The sequence below is a fragment of the Maribacter sp. Hel_I_7 genome (assembly GCF_000688315.1).
Lineage (GTDB): Bacteria > Bacteroidota > Bacteroidia > Flavobacteriales > Flavobacteriaceae > Maribacter > Maribacter stanieri.
Map to the genome: position 1 here is coordinate 1386303 of NZ_JHZW01000002.1, position 20383 is coordinate 1406685.

Below are 20383 nucleotides of genomic sequence, written 5' to 3' on the forward strand. Positions count from 1 at the left end.
ATAATGGGTTTTTCGTTTATTATTTAAGAATGATAAAGGTATTTAAAAAACCCGCTATTTAGGTCTTTACCGTAAAAATTGTGAGATGAAAAATAAGTTGAAACTGGAATTGAGAAAGTTATCTACAGAAATTTTGACTGCTGATAATTTAGATGATGTAACAAATTTGTATGAGGTTTCTAAAAACCTATATGAGAAACTTGCTGTGCTTAAGTTTATTGAGGTTGAACTAAATGATATGGAAGTTGATGTTTCCAAAAATGCTATTGCGGCAAAATTTGAAGAAATGGCAACCGCGGTATTAAAGGGAAACACAGGAGTACCAGAGAATAATCCGCATGATGAGGATATAGTTAAGCACCCTGGTATGGAAACCATAAAAGGTTTCATATCTGAAATGCCTAGTAATGATGATTTAGAGGATGTTTTGGCTGAGTTTATGTCAAAGCCAGATTTGATGAAAAATGACAAGGAACTCTTTATGCCATCAAAAGAAGATTTAAAACAAACTAATGCAGCACCAAAATCATTGAATGATCGTTTGGCAAAAAGCAATGTAAAGGTTGACTTAAATGACCGTTTGGCATTTGTAAAGCATTTGTTTAATAATAGCATGGAAGATTATAACCGTGTATTATCTCAATTGAATACGATAGATTCAGAAGAACGTTCTATATCTTTTATAAAGAATATGGTGAAACCTGATTACAATAACTGGGCAGGAAAAGAACCGTTTGAAGAACGATTTATTGAGTTAGTATCTCGAAGATTCTCTTAATAATGATAATTTTGTGTATCACAAACCCAGCACTTGTGTTGGGTTTTTTACTTTAAAAATAAATGGGAAAGCTTTATTTAGTGCCAACACCAATAGGCAATTTGGAGGATATGACTTTAAGAGCAATTAGAATTCTTAAAGAAGTGGATCTTATTCTTGCTGAAGATACCCGTACAAGTGGTAAGTTATTACATCATTTTGAGATTGGTACTCAAATGAAAAGTCATCATATGCACAATGAGCATAATATGGTAGACTATTTAGTTGGCAAATTAAGGGGAGGTGAGAACATTGCTTTGATATCAGATGCTGGCACGCCCGCAATTTCTGACCCTGGTTTTTTATTGACACGTGCCTGTGTTGAAGCAGGTGTTGAGGTAGAATGTTTACCAGGTGCAACAGCTTTTGTTCCCGCTTTGGTTAATAGTGGTTTGCCAAATGATAAGTTTGTTTTTGAGGGATTTTTACCGGTTAAGAAAGGGCGACAAACTCGTTTAAAACTATTGGCAGAAGAACCACGTACCATTATATTTTATGAATCTCCGCATAAATTATTGAAGACCTTAGCTCATTTTGTAGAAAACTTCGGAGCTGAAAGACCTGTTTCCGTATCAAGGGAGTTGACAAAACTTTATGAAGAAACAATTAGAGGTACTGCCGAAGAAGTTCTGAAACACTTTACTGAGAAACCACCAAAAGGAGAAATAGTAATTGTGGTTGGGGGGAATAAATAAACATTATGACAATACAAGAATTCAAAATAAAATTAGCTGATAGTCCAAAAGATATTTCCTTTTCAGAAACTATGGTTGCTATAGATTCTAAATACATTTTTACACCTACGGCATACACAAACGGAACAGTAAGTAATGATGCTGGTCAAAATTCGGGTTCTTGTAAATTATTTTCTTTTGCACTAAAAGAAGGACTTACCAAACAGGAAACCTTGGCTTGTTTTGGAGCATATTATTTTGATGAAGTGCTTCTTGACCTTAAAGGTAGCTCTCACCAAAATATTAGAAACTTTATAAAAACTGGTTTCGAAGGTTTAAGCTTTGATGGTGAGGCATTAAAATTGATTTAAGGGGCGTACTTAGGTCTGTCAAATTAGTACGAATTATTTCCGTCTACAATAATTGGGAAGGTTATGACCATAAATAAAATAAGATGGAAGGTTTATTATTTGAAATAAGAGGATGCGAGATTTGTAAGGCACATTTGCCTTTAGAACCAAGACCTATTGTTGCGGGTAATAGTAATTCTAAAATCATTTTGGTCAGTCAGGCACCAGGTAGAAAGGCACATGTAGAAAATAAAGCTTGGGACGACCCAAGCGGAAGAAAATTAAGGGAATGGCTTGGTGTCAGCGAAGAGGTATTCTATAATCCCGATAATTTTGCTGTACTGCCCATGGGTTTCTGTTACCCAGGAAAAGGAAAAACAGGCGATTTACCACCTAGAAAAGAATGTGCTCCTTTGTGGCATTCACGTGTGTGGGAACAGTTTTCTAATGTAAAACTGATTCTTTTAATCGGTAAATATTCTCAAGATCAATACCTAGGGAAGCAGTCCAAAAAAAACTTGACCGAAAATGTATTGCATTACAAAGAATACTTGCCTAAATATTTTCTTCTACCACATCCATCACCTGTAAATCGCTTTTGGCGTAGTAAAAATCCTTGGTTCGAGGAAGATGTTGTTGGTGAGTTGCAGGAATTGGTTGCTAAGATTTTGAAGGGATAAAAAATGCGCATCCAAAATATTTGAATACGCATTTATAAGTTTTTTAAGCTGAATATATCAGTTAATAAACCGATCCATCATGCTTTCCTTTTTCCCAACCATGTTTTCCTAAGTATTGGTCTGCACTGTCTACGGCTCCGGTTTCAATAGATGTTCCCATAGAATCGTTCCAACGGTTAAGATATCCAAAGAGAGAAATCACGCCTAGCATTTCAACAATTTCACCTTCGTTCCAGTGTTGGTAAAGTCGCTCTTTTATTTCGGCATCAATTCCGTTAGGCACTTGAGAAGCCTGTAGAGAAAAATCTAAAGCGGCACGTTCTGCATCTGAAAATGCTGAATGAGTTCTATATTCCCAAATGTTATCTAATTGCTCTTGCTCTGCTCCATAACGTTCTGCAGCTCTAATAGCATGAGCTTGGCAATACCTACAACCCGTAGCATTACTGCTTACCCATGCAATCATTCTTTTAAGGGCAGAAGTTACGCGACCTTCATTGGCCATAACGGCTTTATTGAGGTTTATAAATGCTTTAGATATGGCAGGTCTGTGCTGCATTGTCAAAACAGAATTTGGACAAAAACCAAGAGTTTCATTGAAAAACGCTGCTAATTCTTTAGTTTCTGGGTCATGGTTTGGGTCAAGCGGTGTTACTAATGCCATACGTCTTTTTTAAGTATTTATTTAAGATGAGTTAACTAAGTATTGGCTGCTTTGATCAGTTGGTTGGATCATATAACAGCCTATATTGTTGTATTTTTGTATTCTACAAGAAACAAAAAATTATGAGCACAACAAATCATATTAGCACAAAATGGTTGGGCAACATGTCCTTCGAAAGTAATAACCCATCAGGACATTCATTAAGAATAGATATTGCCAAGGAAGATGGCGGTGATGGTAGTGGTTTTAGACCAAAGGCTTTAATGCTTTCTTCGTTAGCAGGTTGTTCTGGTTTAGATATAGCTGCATTGATTAAAAAGATGAAGCTTGAAGTAGATGAGTTTCATATTGAAACAATTGCCAATCTTACAGATGAGCATCCTAAGTTTTATGATAAAGTAGTTATAGAATATCATTTTCATGGTGAAAACTTGAATGAAAAGAAACTGCAAAGAGCGGTAGATCTATCTATTGAAAAATATTGTGGTGTAATGGAAATGTTCAGACAATTTGCTGAGCTGGATATCAAGACTATTTTTCATAAGAAATAATACGTCATTGCGAGGTACGAAGCAATTTGTTTGTTTTGTCTTCTTAAGCGAGAGATTGCTTCGTACCTCGCAAAGACGATGTAGATTATATTATGAGAACTGTATCTGCCACCTGTTACTGATTACTGAACACTTTAACTTCTAAAATGCGCTGGACCATAAAACCGAAACCGAAACAAGAAGACATTGATGCCTTGGCAAATGCGCTTCAGGTAGATAAATTGGTGGCGCAACTGTTATTACAACGAGGTATTTCTACCTTCGAAGAAGCAAAGAATTTTTTCCGCCCACAACTAAGTGACCTTCATGACCCTTTTTTAATGAAAGACATGGATATTGCCGTTGCCAGAATTGAAAAGGCAATTGTAGATGGTGAAAACATTTTGGTTTACGGAGATTATGATGTAGATGGTACAACTGCCGTTGCTTTAATGTCATCTTATTTGTTAAGCTATTACCCCAATGTAGCAACCTATATTCCGGATAGATATGAAGAGGGTTATGGCGTGTCTTTTAAGGGAATTGATTTTGCTGAGGATAACGGATTTACATTAATCATTGCTTTAGATTGCGGAGTAAAGGCTATTGATAAGGTGGCTTATGCAAAAGAAAAGGACATCGATTTTATAATCTGTGATCACCACAGACCAGGTAAAGACTTACCGGATGCCGTTGCAATTCTAGACCCAAAAAGGGATGATTGTAACTATCCGTACGATGAATTATGTGGGTGCGGAGTCGGTTTTAAATTAATTCAGGCATTAGGTTCTCGGAGAGGAGAAACTATTGATGATGTCATCTATTACCTTGATTTAGTGGCAACTGCAATTGGAGCGGATATAGTACCGATAACTGGGGAGAATCGAATATTAGCTTTTTATGGCTTACAGGTTATCAATCAGCAACCTAGAATTGGTTTCAAGGCTATTATTGATCAAATCAACAAAAGCGTTCTCACCATTACAGACGTAGTGTTTATAATTGCCCCCAGAATAAATGCTGCTGGTAGAATGAAACATGGCCAACATGCCGTAAATCTATTGACGGAAACGAATATGGATGTAGCTATAAAATTCGCTTCTGAAATTGAAACGTTTAACACAGATAGAAGAGGGCTGGATCAAGAAATTACCCAAGAAGCTTTGGTACAAATTCAAGACAATGAAGAGGAAGAAGGTTTCACTTCTGTAGTCTATAAAGATTCTTGGCATAAAGGGGTTATTGGTATAGTAGCCTCTAGATTGACGGAAACCTATTATAGACCTACATTGGTTTTTACTAAAAGTGGAGATAAATTGGCTGCTTCGGCACGATCGGTAAAAGGTTTTGATGTATACAATGCTCTAGAAGGATGTGCAGATTATATAGAACAATTTGGCGGTCATAAATATGCAGCTGGGTTAACCTTGTTAGAAGATCAATACAACAACTTTAAACATCAGTTTGAGAAAGTGGTTAAGGAAACCATTGATCCACAGATGTTGATTCCTGAAATTACGATTGATGCGGTTATAGAGTTGAAGGATATTAATCCGAAATTAATGCGAATTTTAAAACAGTTTGCTCCATTCGGACCAGGTAATATGTCTCCAACTTTTATGGCAGAAAATGTACACGATACCGGCTATGCTAAAGGAGTAGGTAAAGAAGAGGCACATTTAAAAATTGCGGTAGTACAAGAAGACAGTCATAGAATTGACGGTATTGGTTTTAATATGGGAGATAAATTATCGTTAGTTACTGGCAGAAAACCTTTTGATGCTGTTTTTTCGTTGGATGAAAATGAATGGCAAGGCAATATTAGTATTCAATTGAAGCTAAAGGATATAAAATGAGAATAGAGCACATTGCTATTTGGGTTACAGACTTAGAAATGATGCGAACATTTTATGAACGATATTTTAATGCTTTATCTGGAGAGAAATATTATAACCCTACCAAAGAATTTTCATCTTACTTTTTAAGATTTACCGATGGTGCAAGATTAGAAATCATGCACAAACCAAGTATTGGTAAGTCGTCTAATATTGATACGACACGTACGGGATTTATACATTTTGCAATGTCGGTGGGGTCAAAAGAGAAAGTTAATTCCCTGACCGATGAATTACGTGCAGATGGGTATACAATTAACGGCGAACCCAGAACTACAGGAGATGGTTATTACGAAAGCGTGGTCTTGGATCCAGAAGGTAATCAGATAGAAATCACCATTTAACATTACTATTTATAATTATTCTAAATAAGATTCATATATTTATACTAAATATGTAGATTCTTATGAACGATATCAAACCTATATACCAAAATGATTTTGGAATAGCCTTTCAGTGGAAAAAAGATAAACCCAGTCAATCAAACAAAGTTCAGGTAATTTTCAGGGATATTGGCTTACTGCTTACGCAAAGTGAATTACGCTATTTTTCTAAATGTATTACGAACACCATAGAGAATGGAAAAGGTAATCTGTGTGGTGATTGTAAAACAAAAGAATCGTGTAGGTCTCTTTTATTGAATAGTCCTGCCCACCAAATAACTTTTGCAGTAAGCTATCAAGAGGCTATAGAAATCAGAGATTTAATTAGTGGTACGTTGTTTAAATTAGAGTTAGATTCCTTTTTTGGAGAGCTGGGTATAGAATAGTTAATGTTACAGAACTGCTCAGATTTGTGCTATAATTAGTTGATAAATCTTCATATCTCCAATGATATATTAAATATCTTTGGACCCTATTTAGTGATTGCCCTATGAGCGTAAATGATCCCTATGCTGCCTTAAGATTTAAGGAATTCAATATTTTTCTTTTAGTTCGCTTTGCTATGGTTTTTGCCTGGTCTATGCAATTTATTGTAATAGAGTGGCAAGTCTACTCCATGACAAAAGACCCATTATCATTAGGTATAATTGGGTTAATGGAAGTAATACCTGCAGTAAGTATGGCACTTTTTGCTGGTCATATCGTAGATCAGAAAGAAAAGCGAAATTTGTTAATCAAGTGTATTTTTGGGTTTTCCGTTATAAGTTTCGGGTTATTTATGTTGAGCCTACCTTCGGTTTTAGAAACTTATGACACCAAAGCAATTCTATACGGCATCTATACTCTTGTATTTTTTGGTGGACTAGTGAGAGCGTTTTTAGGACCAACTATTTTTTCTCTTATCGCTTTGATCGTTCCCAAAAAAATATATCCAAATGCAGCAACTTGGAGCAGTACAACATGGCAAATGGCATCTGTACTTGGTCCGGCATTAGCTGGGTTTTCCATAAGCTTAATTGGCGTACATTGGTCTATGTGTGTCATTTTCGGGTTTTCATTACTTGCGTTGACGGCACTATTTAATATTTCTAAGAAGCCAATACTTAACCCTAAGATCGGAGAACCGGTTTTTCAAAGTTTAAAAGAAGGATTGAATTTCGTATTTAAGACTAGAGCGATATTAGGTGCCTTAACTTTAGATATGATCGCGGTCTTATTTGGTGGTGCAGTGGCATTATTGCCCATTTTTGCACAAGATATTTTACATGTAGGCTCAGAAGGTTTTGGTGTATTAAGAGCTGCACCGGCAGTTGGTGCGGCAATAACTATGCTTGGTTCAACAAGGTTTCCGTTACATAAAAATGCAGGTAAGAAATTATTGATTGCAGTGTTCGGCTTTGGAGTATGTATGATTGTATTTGGTCTATCTACCTATTTCTGGCTTTCTGTTATAGCTCTGTTTTTAAGCGGGGCTGTAGATGGGGTTTCAATGATTATTAGACAAACTATATTACAATTAAAAACTCCAGACAATATGCGTGGTCGTGTAGCTTCGGTAAATTCTATGTTTGTAGGTTCGTCTAATGAGCTGGGTGCTTTTGAAAGTGGCGTAACCGCAAAACTAATGGGAACGGTAACAGCAGTTGTTTTTGGTGGTACTATGACGTTATTAACAGTTGGACTTACGGCAATTGTTTCTCCTGGTTTCCGTAAGTTAGATTTACAGAAAGATGTTGAAGAGCATGAAAGCTAACTGCTTTAAAAATAGAACATAAAAAAAGCCCTAATTTAGGGGCTTTTTTTATTGTAAGTGGTACTTAAGATTTGGGTCTTAAGTGGGGGAACTTGTAGGTAAATTGAAGATTTGGGAATCAACACTTAATCTAAACAACACTGTAAAGGTATCACCAATGTGTAGTTTGTACTAACTTTTGTTGTCAAGTGCTAAATTTAAGTTGTAGGAAAAGGATTACATGTGGTTTGATGGTTTTTTAATGTATATTTTTTGATATTTATTAGGGTAAATAGGATGCAGATGAGAATTAAAAATTGCAGGTTATTTTATAATATATTTTTAAAAGTAGATTTTGTGGAGGTATTTATATCTTAGAGAATATAAAAAATTAGCTTCTGTATTTAAAAAATTAAATACCGAAAAAGCCCCTAAAATAGGGGCTGTTCTTTAAAGTAGGTATTCTTAAGACATGGGTCATTAAGGGGGTGAACTTGTAGGTAATGTGAAGATTTGGGATCAACACTTAAACTTAATAACACTGTAAAGATATAATCAATTACTAGTTTTAGAAAACTATTGTTGTGAACACCTCAATTCTTGTTGTAAGAAAAGGATTACAAATAAAAATGTGTAGTTCGTCGATGTTTTTGCTATTATTTAGTTGAATTTCTTCAAAGAAAGTTCCTTGCCGTCAAATTCGGCATAGGTGTAGTAATTGATCCAATCACCAAGATTGGTGTATTTTGAATTTTCTTTCAGTTTTATCTCCAACGGCAAATGTCTGTGTCCAAATATGAAATGGTCATAATGCTGTTGTTCTAATTTTCTATGTGCATATTGTACAAGCCATTCTTTATCATTACCTAAGAATTTAGCATCGTCGTCACCGCTGATCAACTTATTGCTTACAGATAAATGTTTGGCCAACCGAACACCTATATCTGGGTGTAGCCATTTAAAGAACCATTTAGCCAGGGGGTTCGTAAAAACCTTCTTCATTCTTTTAAAACCCTTATCATCTGGTCCTAATCCGTCTCCGTGACCTAAAAAAAATGAAGCTCCGTTAATGGAGTATTGTTTAGGTTTGTGGTATACAGGTATATTTAATTCTTCTTCAAAATAACCGTTCATCCATAAATCATGGTTGCCTACGAAATAGTGTATTTCTATACCGGCATCAGACAGTTCTGCAAGTTTTCCTAAAGTTCTAGTAAATCCTTTTGGAATTACGGTTTTGTATTCAAACCAAAAATCGAACAGATCGCCCATTAAGAATATAGCAGCTGCATCAGATTTAATCGTATCTAACCAGCGAACAAATTTGAGTTCTCTCTGCCTACTTTCTTTCATAGTAGGTGCACCTAGGTGATTATCGCTAGCAAAATATACTTTTTTCCCTGCAGGAAGTTCAATGTTCGTCATCAGAATGTAAAGATAATAACTGTTTTGCGGACCAAGGGAATACCAAGGTCAAAATAAGACATGGTTTTAATAACCCCTACAATTTATACGGAAGCATCTTTTTCGTTCAGAACTATTTTTATTGGTAAGTGATCACTGTATCCTTTTGTATTAAATGTGGATGAATTAGGTCTGCCAAATTTCACAGGTTTTTGGTAGGAACCAGAAGTGAGCTCAGGGTAAGCAATAATTTCTGCAGTACTCAATTTAAATGGCAATTCAGATTTTTCAGATAAAATACTTTTAGAAATCATAAACTGGTCTAACAAATTATACTCGTTGCCAAAGACAAACGTACCAATTTGAGCATCCAGAAACTTATGCATTACATTATAGAAATACTTTAACCGTACTCTATTACTTTTTACCAAAGCCTTATTATTGATGGCCATTAAATACGACGTAATACTTTTGTTATACGGATTGTCGTTAAAATCGCCCATCAGTAAAATATTGGCATCTTTACCCTGCTCTTCATAAATTCTTTCGATCCAATACGATAAGTTCTCGGCTACCATAATTCTAAATGGTTCACTTTCTAATTCTCCCCCTGATCTTGATGGCCAATGGTTAAGTATGCAAACAAGCTTATTGCCATTTTCAGTATTTATATGAACTTGAAATAAATCTCTAGTAGTATTTCTTTTTATGATACGTAAACTAAAGGTGGACTGTTCTGGACCGTATTTATCCTTGTCATATATAAGTGCGGTGTCAATGCCTCGTTTGTCGTCACCTTCAGAAATTACAAATGCGTAGTTTTTATTAAGCGCAGCGCTCATGGAAGCAATGAGCAATTCAATAACAAATTCATTTTCAACCTCGCATACACCCAAGATATCAGGTCCTTGGTTGTTGTTGAATTTTGATATAATTAAAGTAAGGTTGGTAATTTTTTGATTGAGAACGGTAGCATTCCATCCGTCAAGCTCTTTGCCTAAGTGTTTATTTAAAAACTCACTTCTTCTAGGGGAATTTTCAATATCGAATAGGTTTTCAAGATTCCACCAATAAATGTGATGCTTTACCATGTTGTTATATATTAAGAGATTACCCTTAAAATAAAACAATTTTAAATGATGTAAAGAAAGTTAACAGTTAAGTTTAGTTCAACTTAATTATCACTGGCATACCACTCTGCAAAAGAGGTGTCGGTTTCTTGAAGCTTAAGAGAGAATAATGAAATGTTCTTAGGAAGTCTAGACTGTATTTTTGCTGCAAAATCTATCACCATATTCTCGCTAGTAGGTTGGTAATCGGCAAGAATTACATTGTGCCCTCTGTCTGTTAATTCTTTTGCAAGCTCTACGTGCGGTGTGTTCTTATTGAAAACAGTGGCATGATCAAAAATGTCTACGATATCTTCTTTTACAATTTTTTTTAAATCGCCAAAGTCTATTACCATTCCTAATTTTACATGACTGGTATCCGTAATAGGACGACCAATAACGGTTACAGATAGTTTATAGCTATGACCGTGTACATTTCTACATTTACCGTCATAACCGTAAAGTGCATGACCGGTCTCAAAATTGAATTGTTTGGTAATACGAATGTTACTCATAGCCTATAATTATATGGCAAAGGTAGGGAACTTTGATAGGATTTATAGCTTAGAAATCATTCTAAAACAATCTCCGTATTTCCTGTTATTAAGCTTACGTGACAGCAGTCTGCACCAACTTCATAAACTTCGTTGATGACCTCTTCATTGTCAATATAACCTTTGAAGGTAAGAGTTGCTGACTTATTTTGATATTGAACACGATGGGCATCACTAAGAATAGGATAGATACCTTGTTCTTTGGAATACTGATATTCTTCGCCATTAAAATTTGTTGCCAGGTTTTCACCCGTTTCAGTATCTATAATCTCATAGCTGTCTAATGCAACAGCTGCGCCAGATGCATCTTTTAAGATAACCGAAATCGTTACAAAATTAAGGGTACAAGCTACCATGCTACAATCTTGTAGCTCTGGTTCATTTTTATTACTACAAGTAACCAGAAATAGGGAAATAAATACTAGAAAGATTTTTGCGTACATAAAGAAAGCTTTATTAAGAGATGTACAAGTGCAAAATAGTTGCGTAGGGTATTAGATTACCTTTTGTATTTTCTTTTTGCGCGTACTTTATTTACAAAATAGATGATCAATACAGACAGTGCAAGCACTGGAAAAACAAGGTTTCCGTTTAAAAATTGAAAGAATTCCATAATAATTATTTAGAAACAGAACGAACCGCTGTTTCAGTTATTGTTTATTTTTTAAATTTTGACAGTGCATTTCTAGTAAAATCGGAAAGGGCTAATTTTCCTGTAATAGATGCGCGGTCTGTCAATAAGGTATCCCAATGGTCGGTACCTTCCCACAAAACTTTCTTCCACTCTGTTAAAGCATCAGGATTATAGCTTGCCAATTTGTGAATAAAGAAGTCTAATTCTTTGTCCATTTCTTGTGCAGAGTCGTATACTTTATTAAACAGTCCTTTCTCTTGAGCCCAATAAGCACTCTTCCATTCGGTAGGTGCTAATGACATTTCGCCTAAGGCAGCAGTTCCTATTTTACGCGCTACTGCGGGTGCAATAACCAAAGGTGCGATACCTATACTAAGTTCTGATAGTTTTATGGATGCGTTTACATTTGAGTACACATAATCACAGGCAGCAGCAAGACCAACACCACCACCAACGGTTTTACCATGTACACGACCTACAATTACTTTTTTACATTTTCTCATGGCATTGATCACATGAGCAAAACCACTAAAGAATGCTTTACCTTCTTCTAAATTAGATACCTCTAAAAGTTCATCAAAAGATGCGCCGGCACAAAATGCTTTTTCACCCTCAGATTTTAATAGGATAACAGAAATAGCTTCGTTATCAGATAGCTCATTAATAGTGTCTGTTAAGCGTTCTAGTAGTTCGTAAACGAATGAATTACTGGCAGGGTGCCCAAACTCTACGTGAGCAACTTTACCATCTATTCGTGTATATAAACTTCCATTTTTTCTTGTAGTGACCATAGCATTATATTTGACTCGATAATCGAGATTACATACTTCGAAATTTATCTAGAAGCAGCTGATACAAAACTACGGATTTTGCAATAAAGGTTTAAATTTGTTTCTAAACTTCCACACCAAAGCGGCGCCTCTTATAAACATCCAAACGGTGAAGGATAACCAAATTCCTGTTAATCCCCAGTTAAGATATTTCCCTAAAAACAGCATGGGTACAAAACCTAAGAATGTAGCTACCAGTAGGGTGTTTCGTAAATATTTCATTTCACCAAGACCTTTAAAAACTCCGTCAAGAACAAAGGCAATTGTATTTACAGGAAGCCCTAGAATAATAATATAAAAAATGCCGTAAAAGGCAGATAGCATTAAACTTTCATTAGAAAACAAGCTTCCTAAGGGTTTGTAGAAAATAGTCGCCAGAGCCATAATAACTACACTTACCAAAAGTCCATATTTAGTTATTTTTTTCACGAGTAACCAGAGCTCATCATAGTTCTTTTCTCCCAATAACCTGCCGCCCATAATATTACCTGCCGCACCGTAGCCATCTATAAAAAATGCGGAGAAAAGCCATAGGTTTATGGCAATGGTATGCGCGCCAATGTATTTGTCGCCAAGAGCGGTTGCCTCTCGTACAGCAAGTATAAGAGCGGTATTAAGGGCAATTGCACGTACAAATAGATTTAGGCTCATGACAATCAATCTACCTAATTCTGGGTGCATCGGTAATTTTAGTTTCAAGCTAATATCTGTCTTTGTCCAAAGTAAATAGAAGGCCATAATCGCCATTATTGCTTGTGCCAATAAACTTGCATAAGCAGCACCATCTAAGTACATTGCGGGTATAAAACCTTCAATACCGTATACAAAAGCAAAATCAAAAATGACATTCAAAATGGCTCCGGTTATGGCAATGACCATAGGCCAGTATGTGTTCTGTAGTCCCCTAAAAATACCCATTACGGCAAAAACGAATAAGGTTAATGGAAATCCCCAAACGCGAATAGAATAATAACTAATACAGTATTGCAGTATTTTTCCTTTAGCGTTTAAAAGCTCAAATATTTCTTGAATTACAAATATGGTAGAGAGCAAAACAAGTATGCTTAAAGCAATGTTGAGGTAAATGGCCTGTGCGGGCAATGTTTTAACTTCTTCTAGTCTGCCTGCGCCTAAATACTGAGAAATAATTGCTGAAATGGCACTACGGGTTTGCCCAAGAATCCAGATGAGCATAGAAAGAAAAGACCCAACAATACCAGCGGCGGCTAAAGACTCTAATCCGTCAACAGGAATGTTCCCTACAATGGCTGTATCTGTAATGGACAATAAAGGTTCGGCAATACCGGCAATAGTTGCGGGAATAGCTAAAGCATTTATAGATTTGAAGTTAACGGACGTTTTCAAAAAATATGGTTTCTATAATACGAGTTCGTAGCAATGAAAAGGATATTGGCTTTGATTCGGAAAAAAGATATCCCCTAATTTGGTATAGCCACGTTGCTCGTAAAATTTCTGATTTCTTTTATTTTGGCTAAAGGTATCTAACCTAACGGAGAGGGCATTATGTTCTCTAGCAAAGTTTTCTGCAAAAGCCATTAACTGCTGGGCTAAACCTTTGCCTTGATATTTAGGATGTACCGCCAAACGATGAATGTAATAATTAGTACCATTTTCGGTCAACCAGTTTACTGAATGGTATTCTTCATCCATAAATAATGAAATAACAACGCAACCTACTATTTCATCATCCTGTAAAAGAACATAAAGTTCATTGCGTTCTATATCCTTTTCAAATGCTTGTTTAGATGGGTATGCTGTTGTCCATTGATAAATACCATTTTCTTCCATTGCAATTCTACAAGCATCGGTCATGGATAAAATTTCGGGTATTTGCGAGATCTTTGCAGGTTCTATCATTGAAGCAATTTAATTAAATTGTAAATTTAGAGTTATAATCAACACTTTTTATCATGATGAATATTCTTGTTCCTATTGGGACCTCTACAAATGCTAACGAAACTTTACAATATGCAGTGGATTTTGCAGAAGCCTTTGGGGCAGCAATATATGTAATGGACGTTTTCAACGTAACTGGAAAAACAGGAACACTTACAAACGTTACACAAAAAGTTGCCGAAAACTCTAAAGAGCGATTAAAGGAAGTTATTGGAAGAGTAGAGACCAAAAATGTTTCTATTAAAATAGCAAGCTTTAACGGTGAGCTAAAAGACGGACTAAAAGAGATTAATAAGGGTATAGGTATAGACCTTATAATTTTGGCTCCTAGAAGTAATGATATTAAAGAAGAGAACTACTTAGGGCAAACCTCTGGTGCCATTATAAAAAGAACCAACATTCCTACATTGATAGTGCCAAAAGGAACGTCTTATAAAGAATTTAAGAGCATTTTGGTTGCTTTTAAATCGGGTATTCTAAAAAGAAAAAGAATTTTAGATCCGTTAATTGAAATTAAGAATAAGCATAATTCAAGTGTGAATTTATTGATGGTGAAAACACCAGGATATTCAGATGACGATTTAAAAATAAATACTGCTTTAATGGATATCAGTTCGCAATTAACGTTTACTGATAATTCAACTACATACCATGGTGTATTAGAGCATTTTCAAGCAAAACACCCCGATTTATTGTGTGTTTTTAGAAGAAAACGTGGTTTTTTCAAGAAATTATGGGAGAAAAGTACCATCGCAAAATCGGAATTTTATGCCCCGGTACCAGTATTGGTATTAAGTGTAAAGAAAGATTAAGTAGTACTTTGATGGCTTGTTAAAAGATTTTTTGGGATTAGCCTGCCCGACTTTTTAGGCGGGCTCAGTTGGCTACCCGCCCATGCCGAAAAAGGCATGTTCGGGCAGGGAGCGCAATTTTTCAGATAATGAGTTATATATATGTTCTTTACAGCGATGTTTTGAAAAGGTTCTATGTTGGTATGACTGACGATTTAGAGAATCGTTTAGTAATACATAATTTTAGTAAAGTAAAAAGTACAAAGCCTTATGTACCTTGGAGAATTGTTCATACGGAAGAGTACAATAATAAATAAGAGGCTTGAGTAAGAGAAAAGTATTTAAAATCGGCTGCGGGAAGAAGATGGAGAAAGACAAATATTATTTTGGAGTATTAGCCAGCCCGACTTTTTTAAAATGGACTCTGTTGGTTGAACTATTAAGCTGAAAAAGATACTTTTGAGATGAGTAGGATCTCTGTAAAAATGAATTATATTTACAAGCTTTAAAACGGAACATTCGGAAAATCGTTTTTTCGCTTATTTTATATTAAATATTTTGGGGGATTAGCTCAGTTGGCTAGAGCGCTTGCCTGGCAGGCAAGAGGTCACCGGTTCGAATCCGGTATTCTCCACTTAGAGCTCCCATTTTTGGGAGCTTTTTTTTGGTTTTGATTTGAGGGTGATAATTTGGTTTAGAGCGTCCCGAAAGCATTCGGGAAAGGTCACCGGTACGAATCCGGTATTCTCCACACATGAAGGCTCCCGGTTTTGGAAGCCTTTTTTATTTGACTATTTTTAAGGATGCCGTTTTCAACATATATACTTTACAGTAATTCTATAAATCATTTTTATGTTGGTCATTGTGAAGATATTGAAGAGAGAGTTGCACGACATAATAAAGGAAATGGCTCTAAGTATACTAAAAAGACAAATGATTGGGTTTTAAAATGGCAGCGCAATTTTGAAACGCGACCAGAGGCAATGGCTTTTGAGCTTTTAATTAAAAAGAAGAAAAGTCGAAAATATATTGAGTATTTAATTTCTACAGTTAAGAAAGAATAGAGCGTCCCGAAAGCATTCGGGAAGGTCACCGGTTCGAATCCGGTATTCTCCACTTAGAGCTCCCATTTTTGGGAGTTTTTTTTTGGTTTTGATTTGAGAGTGATAATTTGGTTTAGAGCGTCCCGAAAGCATTCGGGAAGGTCACCGGTTCATAGGTTCGAATTCGATATTTTCCACATTTGGTTAAGCCTTAACAAAAGTGAAAACTTTTCTTTTTATACTAACATTCAAAGATGCTATGTGTAATTAAACAAATAGGAATGTTTTTGCAAACCACTACAAAAAAATAACTTACAAACTAGAGCTAATACAAAACAACGTATCATCTACATTAACCGGTGGAGTAGAGATTTTGTACAGAATAATACCTGTAGCATCAGCTTTATATTCTTTGAGTTTCTCGCCAAATTCGTTGGTAATATATCCTACAATATCACCTTTTGTAACAGTATCACCTGCTTTAAGATCACTGTAAAAAAGTCCTGTTTCGGTGGCGCTGATATAGGTAGGATTGTTTAGCTGAATAAGGTTGGCATGCGCAGCGGTTCCTTTATTGTACATATCCATGTTGTTCAACATATTATACACTCCGTTTTTTATGAAGCTTATGGCATCTTTCTGTACATTTCCTAATTTTCCACTTTCAAAGCTTAAGGCTATTTTTCCATCTTGAGAGGCTTGTTTAAAAACATATTTTGCAGGTTCATTATCCTTTAACGTAAAAGGATATGAAACAATGTATTCAAATCCGCTGATCTCTGTAAGTTCCCTAGCTTTTTTTGTTTGTTCCGGATAATTTGGGTTATCGTAAAAAAGTGCAAACGGAATCAGGTCTTCATTTACTCCACCGCCATGAATATCCAAAAAAACATCGCTCTCGGGTATTATTGTCGTAGTAATGAAATCTGCTATTTTCTGGGTAACGCTACCAGAGGATTTTCCAGGAAAAGCACCGTTAAGATTCACTTGGTCATACGGATTAACAATTGAGGTTCTTGAAAAGAATGAACTTGTATTTGCAATGGGTATAATGATCAAAGTACCTTTTAAGTCATCGATATTAAATTCTCTTAAAAGCTCTTGAACACCTACAATAGGCGGATATTCAAATCCATGAACTCCGGCAACAATTGTAAAAACAGGTCCTTCGCTCTTTCCTTTTAATATAGATATAGGTAAAAAGGCTTTATTATTTCTAGAATCTTGAAATTCTATACGTATGTTTTCTTTGAGAGGTCTTTTAGTACTTGAAAATACTTCTTGAAAACTGTTTTGAGCTATCCCTGAAGAAAGCGATAAAAACAAGAAAAGGGTAAAAAGAAGCTTTGACATTGTAAGGTGTTTTGGTTCTAATTTGTTTGGTAAGACTAAGGTATTAAAAACGTAGTAGGTAGTAAAACTTTCCACTCACGACAACCACGGCATGCAAACAGATAAAACTCCTACCTCCTTCCCCATAAATTCCTAACTTGCAGTTCATTCATCAATCAATCAAATCGTTTACAATCATGATAGTAAAAAAAATCAGTCAACTAATTCTGTTTACATTAGTTGTGGTTACAACCTACGCACAAACCAATGATTCCATTTCTAACAAACTCACCAATGAGTTAAACAAAATTGCTACAGATGGCTCTTTAGTTGGTTTTTCGGTAGCTATCGTTAATGAAGAAGGCACCTTGTATGAAAACGGATTTGGATTTGCAGATAAAAAAGCAAACATAAAATACACCGAAAAGGCCCTTCAAAATATAGGATCTATATCAAAAACCTTTATTGGGGTAGCATTGTTGAAAGCGCAAGAACTGGGCAAACTACATTTAGATGATGACATAAACGACTACTTGCCTTTTAAAGTAGTGCATCCTAAATTTAAAAATACACCTATTACTATTCGGCAATTGGCAAGTCATACGTCAAGTATAAAAGATCCTGCAGAATATGAGAGCAAAGGCTATATATTGAAAGAAGTCGAAAATGGTACTGCCAAGGTAAATGGTAATTTCTTGCCTCCAAGTGAAATGATTTCCTTGGGCGATTATCTAAAAGCTATTTTGAGTGAAGATGGTCAGTGGTATAAAAAGAAAACATTTTCAAAATATTCTCCAGGTGGCATGTTCAACTACTCTAATATTGGAGCTGGGTTAGCGGCATATGTTTTAGAGCAGGCAACGGGAGAATCATTTCCAGAATTTACCCAAAAACATATTTTTGACCCCTTAGAAATGACAAGTTCTGGATGGTCTTTTGATACCATAGATTTATCTATGCATTCAAAATTATATGCTGATCAAGATACGGAACTGGCATTTTACAAATTGGTGAATTACCCAGATGGCGGACTGATTACTTCCTCCCACGATTTGGCAAAATACCTATCTGAAATTATAAAAGGCTATGCAGGTAATGGTGTTATTTTATCCGCAGAAGGCTATAAAGAACTATTTATTCCTCAATTAACCGACGAAAATCATAAAGACCGAAGTGATAAGGAGTATAATGACGAATACAACATGGGGGTTTTTATGGGCATATCTTCAAAAGGGCAAATTGGGCATACGGGAGGTGATCCAAGCGTAGTCACCCATACGTTTTTCAATGAAAAGACCAAGGTCGGAAAACTGTTATTGGTCAACACAGAATTAGATAAAGAAAGTGTACAAGATTTCATAGCTATTTGGCGGGCTTTAATTGCTCATGAAAATGAGTTATAACAAAAAGAGGTGTTATGAAAAATGAAATACATACCATTTGGTTAGACCTCAATGAAGAACTATATCATTTTATTTTAGGGAAGATAAAAGACGAGCAGGTAGCAAAAGATATTCACCAAGAAGTATTCTTGAAAATACAGACCAAGATCCACCAGCTGCAACATACTTCTAAGTTAACCTCTTGGGTATATCAGATTACAAGAAACACCATAATCGACCATTTTCGTAAGCCAAGTTCTAACACCGTTGCTATTACCGATTTTGATATGCCAGAAGAACAGTCGGGCGATTTTGACTATTCAAAATTGACCAATTGCATCAACCAGAAAATAGAACAGTTATCTGCACAGCATAAAGAAGCTATTGTATTAACTACGTTTCAAGAATATTCTCAAAAAGAGTTGGCAAAGCATTTGAACATATCATATTCGGGTACAAAATCTAGAGTTCAAAAAGCTAGGGACATATTAAAAATACAGTTACTTAGTTGCCCAAATGTGGCGTCTGACCAAACAGGAAAATTGCTCGATTTTGAAAATAATGAAGAATAGCTACGTCTTTTTCTAATATACCACGTCTATCTGTTATAAACCTTAAATAAGTTATGATGGATGATCAAAAAAAAGTAACCGTACAAATATTAAATGCCTTTACCGAGAATGATCAAGGCGGCAATCCTGCAGGTGTTGTTCTACATGCCGATGCCTTATCGCATGAAAATAAATTAGCCATTGCCCAAAAAGTAGGACTGTCGGAAACCGCATTTGTATACAGTTCCAATACGGCAGATTATAAATTAGATTTCTATACGCCAACAAAGCAAATAGCACATTGCGGCCATGCCACCATTGCCACTTTTTCATATTTGAAACAATTGGGATTGTTAAAAGGCAAAACTTCTTCAAAAGAGACCATAGATGGAAATAGAAAAATAGAAATACAGGGCGATTTGGCATTTATGGAGCAATTGGCACCAACATATGTAGACCCAGTTGAACGAGAAAATGACATTTTAAATTCATTAGGAATAACAAAAGCAGATTTGCTGTCAAACGCACCAATTCAAGTAGTCAATACCGGTAATTCTTTTCTATTGATTCCTGTGAAAGATGTAAAAACGCTAGAAGATATTACACCATATTTTGATGCCATAGAAAACATTAGCGAGGAATTTAATTTGATAGGATATTATGTGTTTACAATTGATGCAGTAGCAGAAATAGATGCGACAACAAGAATGTTCGCGCCACGCTATGGTATTTTAGAAGAAGCAGCAACGGGAATGGCTGCAGGTCCTTTAGCTAGTTATTTGTTTGATGTCTTGCAGCAAAAGCAAACCAATTTTAAAATTCAGCAAGGCAAATACATGAGTCCGCCATCATCAAGTGCGCTTGAAGTACAGTTACGTGTAGAAAATGAAACAATAACCGGACTCATGGCTGGCGGAAAAGGAGTTGTAGCCAATGAATTGAACATAGAGATATAAACAGCAGAAGCAACCATTTACGTAGTGCCTAACACTTTGTACTCCAAGAGAATTTTTCAAGCGATTTGATTTTACAAAAGAAATACCATATAAATTATATTTTAAGATATATAAATTTTCACTAACTTTCTAAGGATTAAGATATTGTGTCTAAA

The 20383-nt window shown here is 35.6% G+C and carries 24 protein-coding genes and 1 tRNA gene; 16 read left to right on the forward strand and 9 right to left on the reverse strand.

Annotation, left to right across the window (positions count from 1 at the left end; translation table 11 throughout):
• Window positions 1-85 precede the first annotated feature (85 nt).
• The 4 genes from P178_RS0107490 (at window position 86) to P178_RS0107505 (ending at window position 2521) form a co-directional block, all read left to right on the forward strand.
• On the forward strand, window positions 86-778 hold the full coding sequence (locus tag P178_RS0107490) for a hypothetical protein (RefSeq protein ID WP_027065634.1): 693 nt from the start codon (window positions 86-88) through the stop codon (window positions 776-778).
• A 62-nt stretch (window positions 779-840) separates the two neighbouring features.
• On the forward strand, window positions 841-1512 hold the full coding sequence (gene rsmI, locus P178_RS0107495) for a 16S rRNA (cytidine(1402)-2'-O)-methyltransferase (RefSeq protein ID WP_027065635.1): 672 nt from the start codon (window positions 841-843) through the stop codon (window positions 1510-1512).
• Window positions 1513-1517: 5 nt separating this feature from the next.
• Entirely contained in the window at window positions 1518-1862 is a 345-nt protein-coding gene (locus P178_RS0107500) for a HopJ type III effector protein (RefSeq protein WP_027065636.1), read from the forward strand.
• An 83-nt stretch (window positions 1863-1945) separates the two neighbouring features.
• A complete protein-coding gene (locus tag P178_RS0107505) occupies window positions 1946-2521 on the forward strand; it encodes a uracil-DNA glycosylase family protein (protein ID WP_027065637.1) in 576 nt (191 codons plus the stop codon).
• 61 nt (window positions 2522-2582) lie between these two features.
• On the opposite strand, the gene P178_RS0107510 is transcribed toward P178_RS0107505, so the two are convergent.
• Window positions 2583-3185, reverse strand: a complete 603-nt coding sequence (locus tag P178_RS0107510) for a carboxymuconolactone decarboxylase family protein (RefSeq protein ID WP_027065638.1) — start codon at window positions 3183-3185, stop codon at window positions 2583-2585.
• 122 nt (window positions 3186-3307) lie between these two features.
• Between P178_RS0107510 and P178_RS0107515 the strand changes: the two genes are divergently transcribed.
• The 5 genes from P178_RS0107515 (at window position 3308) to P178_RS0107535 (ending at window position 7746) form a co-directional block, all read left to right on the forward strand.
• Entirely contained in the window at window positions 3308-3736 is a 429-nt protein-coding gene (locus tag P178_RS0107515) for an OsmC family protein (RefSeq protein WP_027065639.1), read from the forward strand.
• A gap of 146 nt (window positions 3737-3882) precedes the next feature.
• Window positions 3883-5571: a single-stranded-DNA-specific exonuclease RecJ gene (gene recJ / locus P178_RS0107520; protein WP_027065640.1), complete on the forward strand. Its 1689-nt coding sequence runs from the start codon at window positions 3883-3885 to the stop codon at window positions 5569-5571.
• Entirely contained in the window at window positions 5568-5954 is a 387-nt protein-coding gene (locus tag P178_RS0107525) for a VOC family protein (protein WP_027065641.1), read from the forward strand. The genes recJ and P178_RS0107525 overlap by 4 nt, the downstream gene beginning before the upstream one ends.
• A 62-nt stretch (window positions 5955-6016) precedes the next feature.
• Window positions 6017-6379, forward strand: a complete 363-nt coding sequence (locus tag P178_RS0107530; protein ID WP_027065642.1) for a hypothetical protein — start codon at window positions 6017-6019, stop codon at window positions 6377-6379.
• Between the two features lie 104 nt (window positions 6380-6483).
• A complete protein-coding gene (locus P178_RS0107535; RefSeq protein ID WP_027065643.1) occupies window positions 6484-7746 on the forward strand; it encodes an MFS transporter in 1263 nt (420 codons plus the stop codon).
• A 639-nt stretch (window positions 7747-8385) separates the two neighbouring features.
• Here the strand turns inward: P178_RS0107535 and P178_RS0107540 are convergent.
• The 7 genes from P178_RS0107540 to P178_RS0107570 form a co-directional block, all read right to left on the reverse strand.
• Window positions 8386-9150 carry a UDP-2,3-diacylglucosamine diphosphatase gene (locus tag P178_RS0107540; protein ID WP_036145862.1) on the reverse strand — a complete coding sequence of 255 codons (765 nt, stop codon included), beginning with the start codon at window positions 9148-9150 and terminating at the stop codon, window positions 8386-8388.
• A gap of 83 nt (window positions 9151-9233) precedes the next feature.
• Window positions 9234-10220, reverse strand: a complete 987-nt coding sequence (locus P178_RS0107545) for a hypothetical protein (protein WP_036145864.1) — start codon at window positions 10218-10220, stop codon at window positions 9234-9236.
• Between the two features lie 83 nt (window positions 10221-10303).
• Window positions 10304-10753: a 6-pyruvoyl trahydropterin synthase family protein gene (locus P178_RS0107550; RefSeq protein WP_027065646.1), complete on the reverse strand. Its 450-nt coding sequence runs from the start codon at window positions 10751-10753 to the stop codon at window positions 10304-10306.
• A 56-nt stretch (window positions 10754-10809) separates the two neighbouring features.
• Complete coding sequence (locus P178_RS0107555) at window positions 10810-11235, reverse strand: hypothetical protein (RefSeq protein WP_027065647.1); 426 nt, start codon at window positions 11233-11235, stop codon at window positions 10810-10812.
• Window positions 11236-11449: 214 nt separating this feature from the next.
• Window positions 11450-12217 (reverse strand): enoyl-CoA hydratase/isomerase family protein, encoded by a 768-nt coding sequence (locus P178_RS0107560; RefSeq protein ID WP_027065648.1) that lies wholly within the window; start codon window positions 12215-12217, stop codon window positions 11450-11452.
• 69 nt (window positions 12218-12286) lie between these two features.
• The gene (locus P178_RS0107565; RefSeq protein ID WP_027065649.1) at window positions 12287-13621 is read right to left on the reverse strand and encodes an MATE family efflux transporter; all 1335 of its coding nucleotides are present in this window, start codon (window positions 13619-13621) and stop codon (window positions 12287-12289) included.
• A 12-nt stretch (window positions 13622-13633) separates the two neighbouring features.
• Window positions 13634-14134: a GNAT family N-acetyltransferase gene (locus P178_RS0107570; RefSeq protein WP_027065650.1), complete on the reverse strand. Its 501-nt coding sequence runs from the start codon at window positions 14132-14134 to the stop codon at window positions 13634-13636.
• Between the two features lie 53 nt (window positions 14135-14187).
• Here P178_RS0107570 and P178_RS0107575 point away from each other — a divergent pair, with 53 nt between their 5' ends.
• The 4 genes from P178_RS0107575 to P178_RS0107590 all read left to right on the forward strand — a co-directional run bounded on the left by P178_RS0107575 (window position 14188) and on the right by P178_RS0107590 (window position 16028).
• A complete protein-coding gene (locus P178_RS0107575) occupies window positions 14188-14985 on the forward strand; it encodes a universal stress protein (protein WP_027065651.1) in 798 nt (265 codons plus the stop codon).
• A gap of 128 nt (window positions 14986-15113) precedes the next feature.
• Window positions 15114-15281 (forward strand): GIY-YIG nuclease family protein, encoded by a 168-nt coding sequence (locus P178_RS23700; RefSeq protein ID WP_081819404.1) that lies wholly within the window; start codon window positions 15114-15116, stop codon window positions 15279-15281.
• Window positions 15282-15524: 243 nt separating this feature from the next.
• Window positions 15525-15598: transfer RNA gene (locus tag P178_RS0107585), tRNA-Ala, on the forward strand.
• Between the two features lie 169 nt (window positions 15599-15767).
• Entirely contained in the window at window positions 15768-16028 is a 261-nt protein-coding gene (locus P178_RS0107590) for a GIY-YIG nuclease family protein (protein ID WP_027065652.1), read from the forward strand.
• Between the two features lie 291 nt (window positions 16029-16319).
• On the opposite strand, the gene P178_RS0107595 is transcribed toward P178_RS0107590, so the two are convergent.
• Window positions 16320-17360: a succinylglutamate desuccinylase/aspartoacylase family protein gene (locus tag P178_RS0107595; protein ID WP_027065653.1), complete on the reverse strand. Its 1041-nt coding sequence runs from the start codon at window positions 17358-17360 to the stop codon at window positions 16320-16322.
• A gap of 176 nt (window positions 17361-17536) precedes the next feature.
• On the opposite strand from P178_RS0107595, the gene P178_RS0107600 reads away from it, so the two are divergent.
• The 3 genes from P178_RS0107600 to P178_RS0107610 are packed head-to-tail and all read left to right on the forward strand — an operon-like array spanning window position 17537 to window position 20228.
• Window positions 17537-18742, forward strand: a complete 1206-nt coding sequence (locus tag P178_RS0107600; RefSeq protein ID WP_036145868.1) for a serine hydrolase domain-containing protein — start codon at window positions 17537-17539, stop codon at window positions 18740-18742.
• 14 nt (window positions 18743-18756) lie between these two features.
• Window positions 18757-19293, forward strand: coding sequence for a sigma-70 family RNA polymerase sigma factor (locus P178_RS0107605; protein WP_027065655.1), 537 nt, complete (start codon window positions 18757-18759; stop codon window positions 19291-19293).
• Window positions 19294-19349: 56 nt separating this feature from the next.
• On the forward strand, window positions 19350-20228 hold the full coding sequence (locus P178_RS0107610; protein ID WP_027065656.1) for a PhzF family phenazine biosynthesis protein: 879 nt from the start codon (window positions 19350-19352) through the stop codon (window positions 20226-20228).
• The last annotated feature ends 155 nt before the right edge of the window (window positions 20229-20383 follow it).

Coding starts and splice junctions, on each gene's coding strand:
- P178_RS0107490 (WP_027065634.1), top strand. CDS start 86: ATGAAAAATAAGTTGAAACTGGAATTGAGAAAGTTATCTACAGAAATT.
- rsmI (WP_027065635.1), top strand. CDS start 841: ATGGGAAAGCTTTATTTAGTGCCAACACCAATAGGCAATTTGGAGGAT.
- P178_RS0107500 (WP_027065636.1), top strand. CDS start 1,518: ATGACAATACAAGAATTCAAAATAAAATTAGCTGATAGTCCAAAAGAT.
- P178_RS0107505 (WP_027065637.1), top strand. CDS start 1,946: ATGGAAGGTTTATTATTTGAAATAAGAGGATGCGAGATTTGTAAGGCA.
- P178_RS0107510 (WP_027065638.1), bottom strand. CDS start 3,185: ATGGCATTAGTAACACCGCTTGACCCAAACCATGACCCAGAAACTAAA.
- P178_RS0107515 (WP_027065639.1), top strand. CDS start 3,308: ATGAGCACAACAAATCATATTAGCACAAAATGGTTGGGCAACATGTCC.
- recJ (WP_027065640.1), top strand. CDS start 3,883: ATGCGCTGGACCATAAAACCGAAACCGAAACAAGAAGACATTGATGCC.
- P178_RS0107525 (WP_027065641.1), top strand. CDS start 5,568: ATGAGAATAGAGCACATTGCTATTTGGGTTACAGACTTAGAAATGATG.
- P178_RS0107530 (WP_027065642.1), top strand. CDS start 6,017: ATGAACGATATCAAACCTATATACCAAAATGATTTTGGAATAGCCTTT.
- P178_RS0107535 (WP_027065643.1), top strand. CDS start 6,484: ATGAGCGTAAATGATCCCTATGCTGCCTTAAGATTTAAGGAATTCAAT.
- P178_RS0107540 (WP_036145862.1), bottom strand. CDS start 9,150: ATGACGAACATTGAACTTCCTGCAGGGAAAAAAGTATATTTTGCTAGC.
- P178_RS0107545 (WP_036145864.1), bottom strand. CDS start 10,220: ATGGTAAAGCATCACATTTATTGGTGGAATCTTGAAAACCTATTCGAT.
- P178_RS0107550 (WP_027065646.1), bottom strand. CDS start 10,753: ATGAGTAACATTCGTATTACCAAACAATTCAATTTTGAGACCGGTCAT.
- P178_RS0107555 (WP_027065647.1), bottom strand. CDS start 11,235: ATGTACGCAAAAATCTTTCTAGTATTTATTTCCCTATTTCTGGTTACT.
- P178_RS0107560 (WP_027065648.1), bottom strand. CDS start 12,217: ATGGTCACTACAAGAAAAAATGGAAGTTTATATACACGAATAGATGGT.
- P178_RS0107570 (WP_027065650.1), bottom strand. CDS start 14,134: ATGATAGAACCTGCAAAGATCTCGCAAATACCCGAAATTTTATCCATG.
- P178_RS0107575 (WP_027065651.1), top strand. CDS start 14,188: ATGATGAATATTCTTGTTCCTATTGGGACCTCTACAAATGCTAACGAA.
- P178_RS23700 (WP_081819404.1), top strand. CDS start 15,114: ATGAGTTATATATATGTTCTTTACAGCGATGTTTTGAAAAGGTTCTAT.
- P178_RS0107590 (WP_027065652.1), top strand. CDS start 15,768: ATGCCGTTTTCAACATATATACTTTACAGTAATTCTATAAATCATTTT.
- P178_RS0107595 (WP_027065653.1), bottom strand. CDS start 17,360: ATGTCAAAGCTTCTTTTTACCCTTTTCTTGTTTTTATCGCTTTCTTCA.
- P178_RS0107600 (WP_036145868.1), top strand. CDS start 17,537: ATGATAGTAAAAAAAATCAGTCAACTAATTCTGTTTACATTAGTTGTG.
- P178_RS0107605 (WP_027065655.1), top strand. CDS start 18,757: ATGAAAAATGAAATACATACCATTTGGTTAGACCTCAATGAAGAACTA.
- P178_RS0107610 (WP_027065656.1), top strand. CDS start 19,350: ATGGATGATCAAAAAAAAGTAACCGTACAAATATTAAATGCCTTTACC.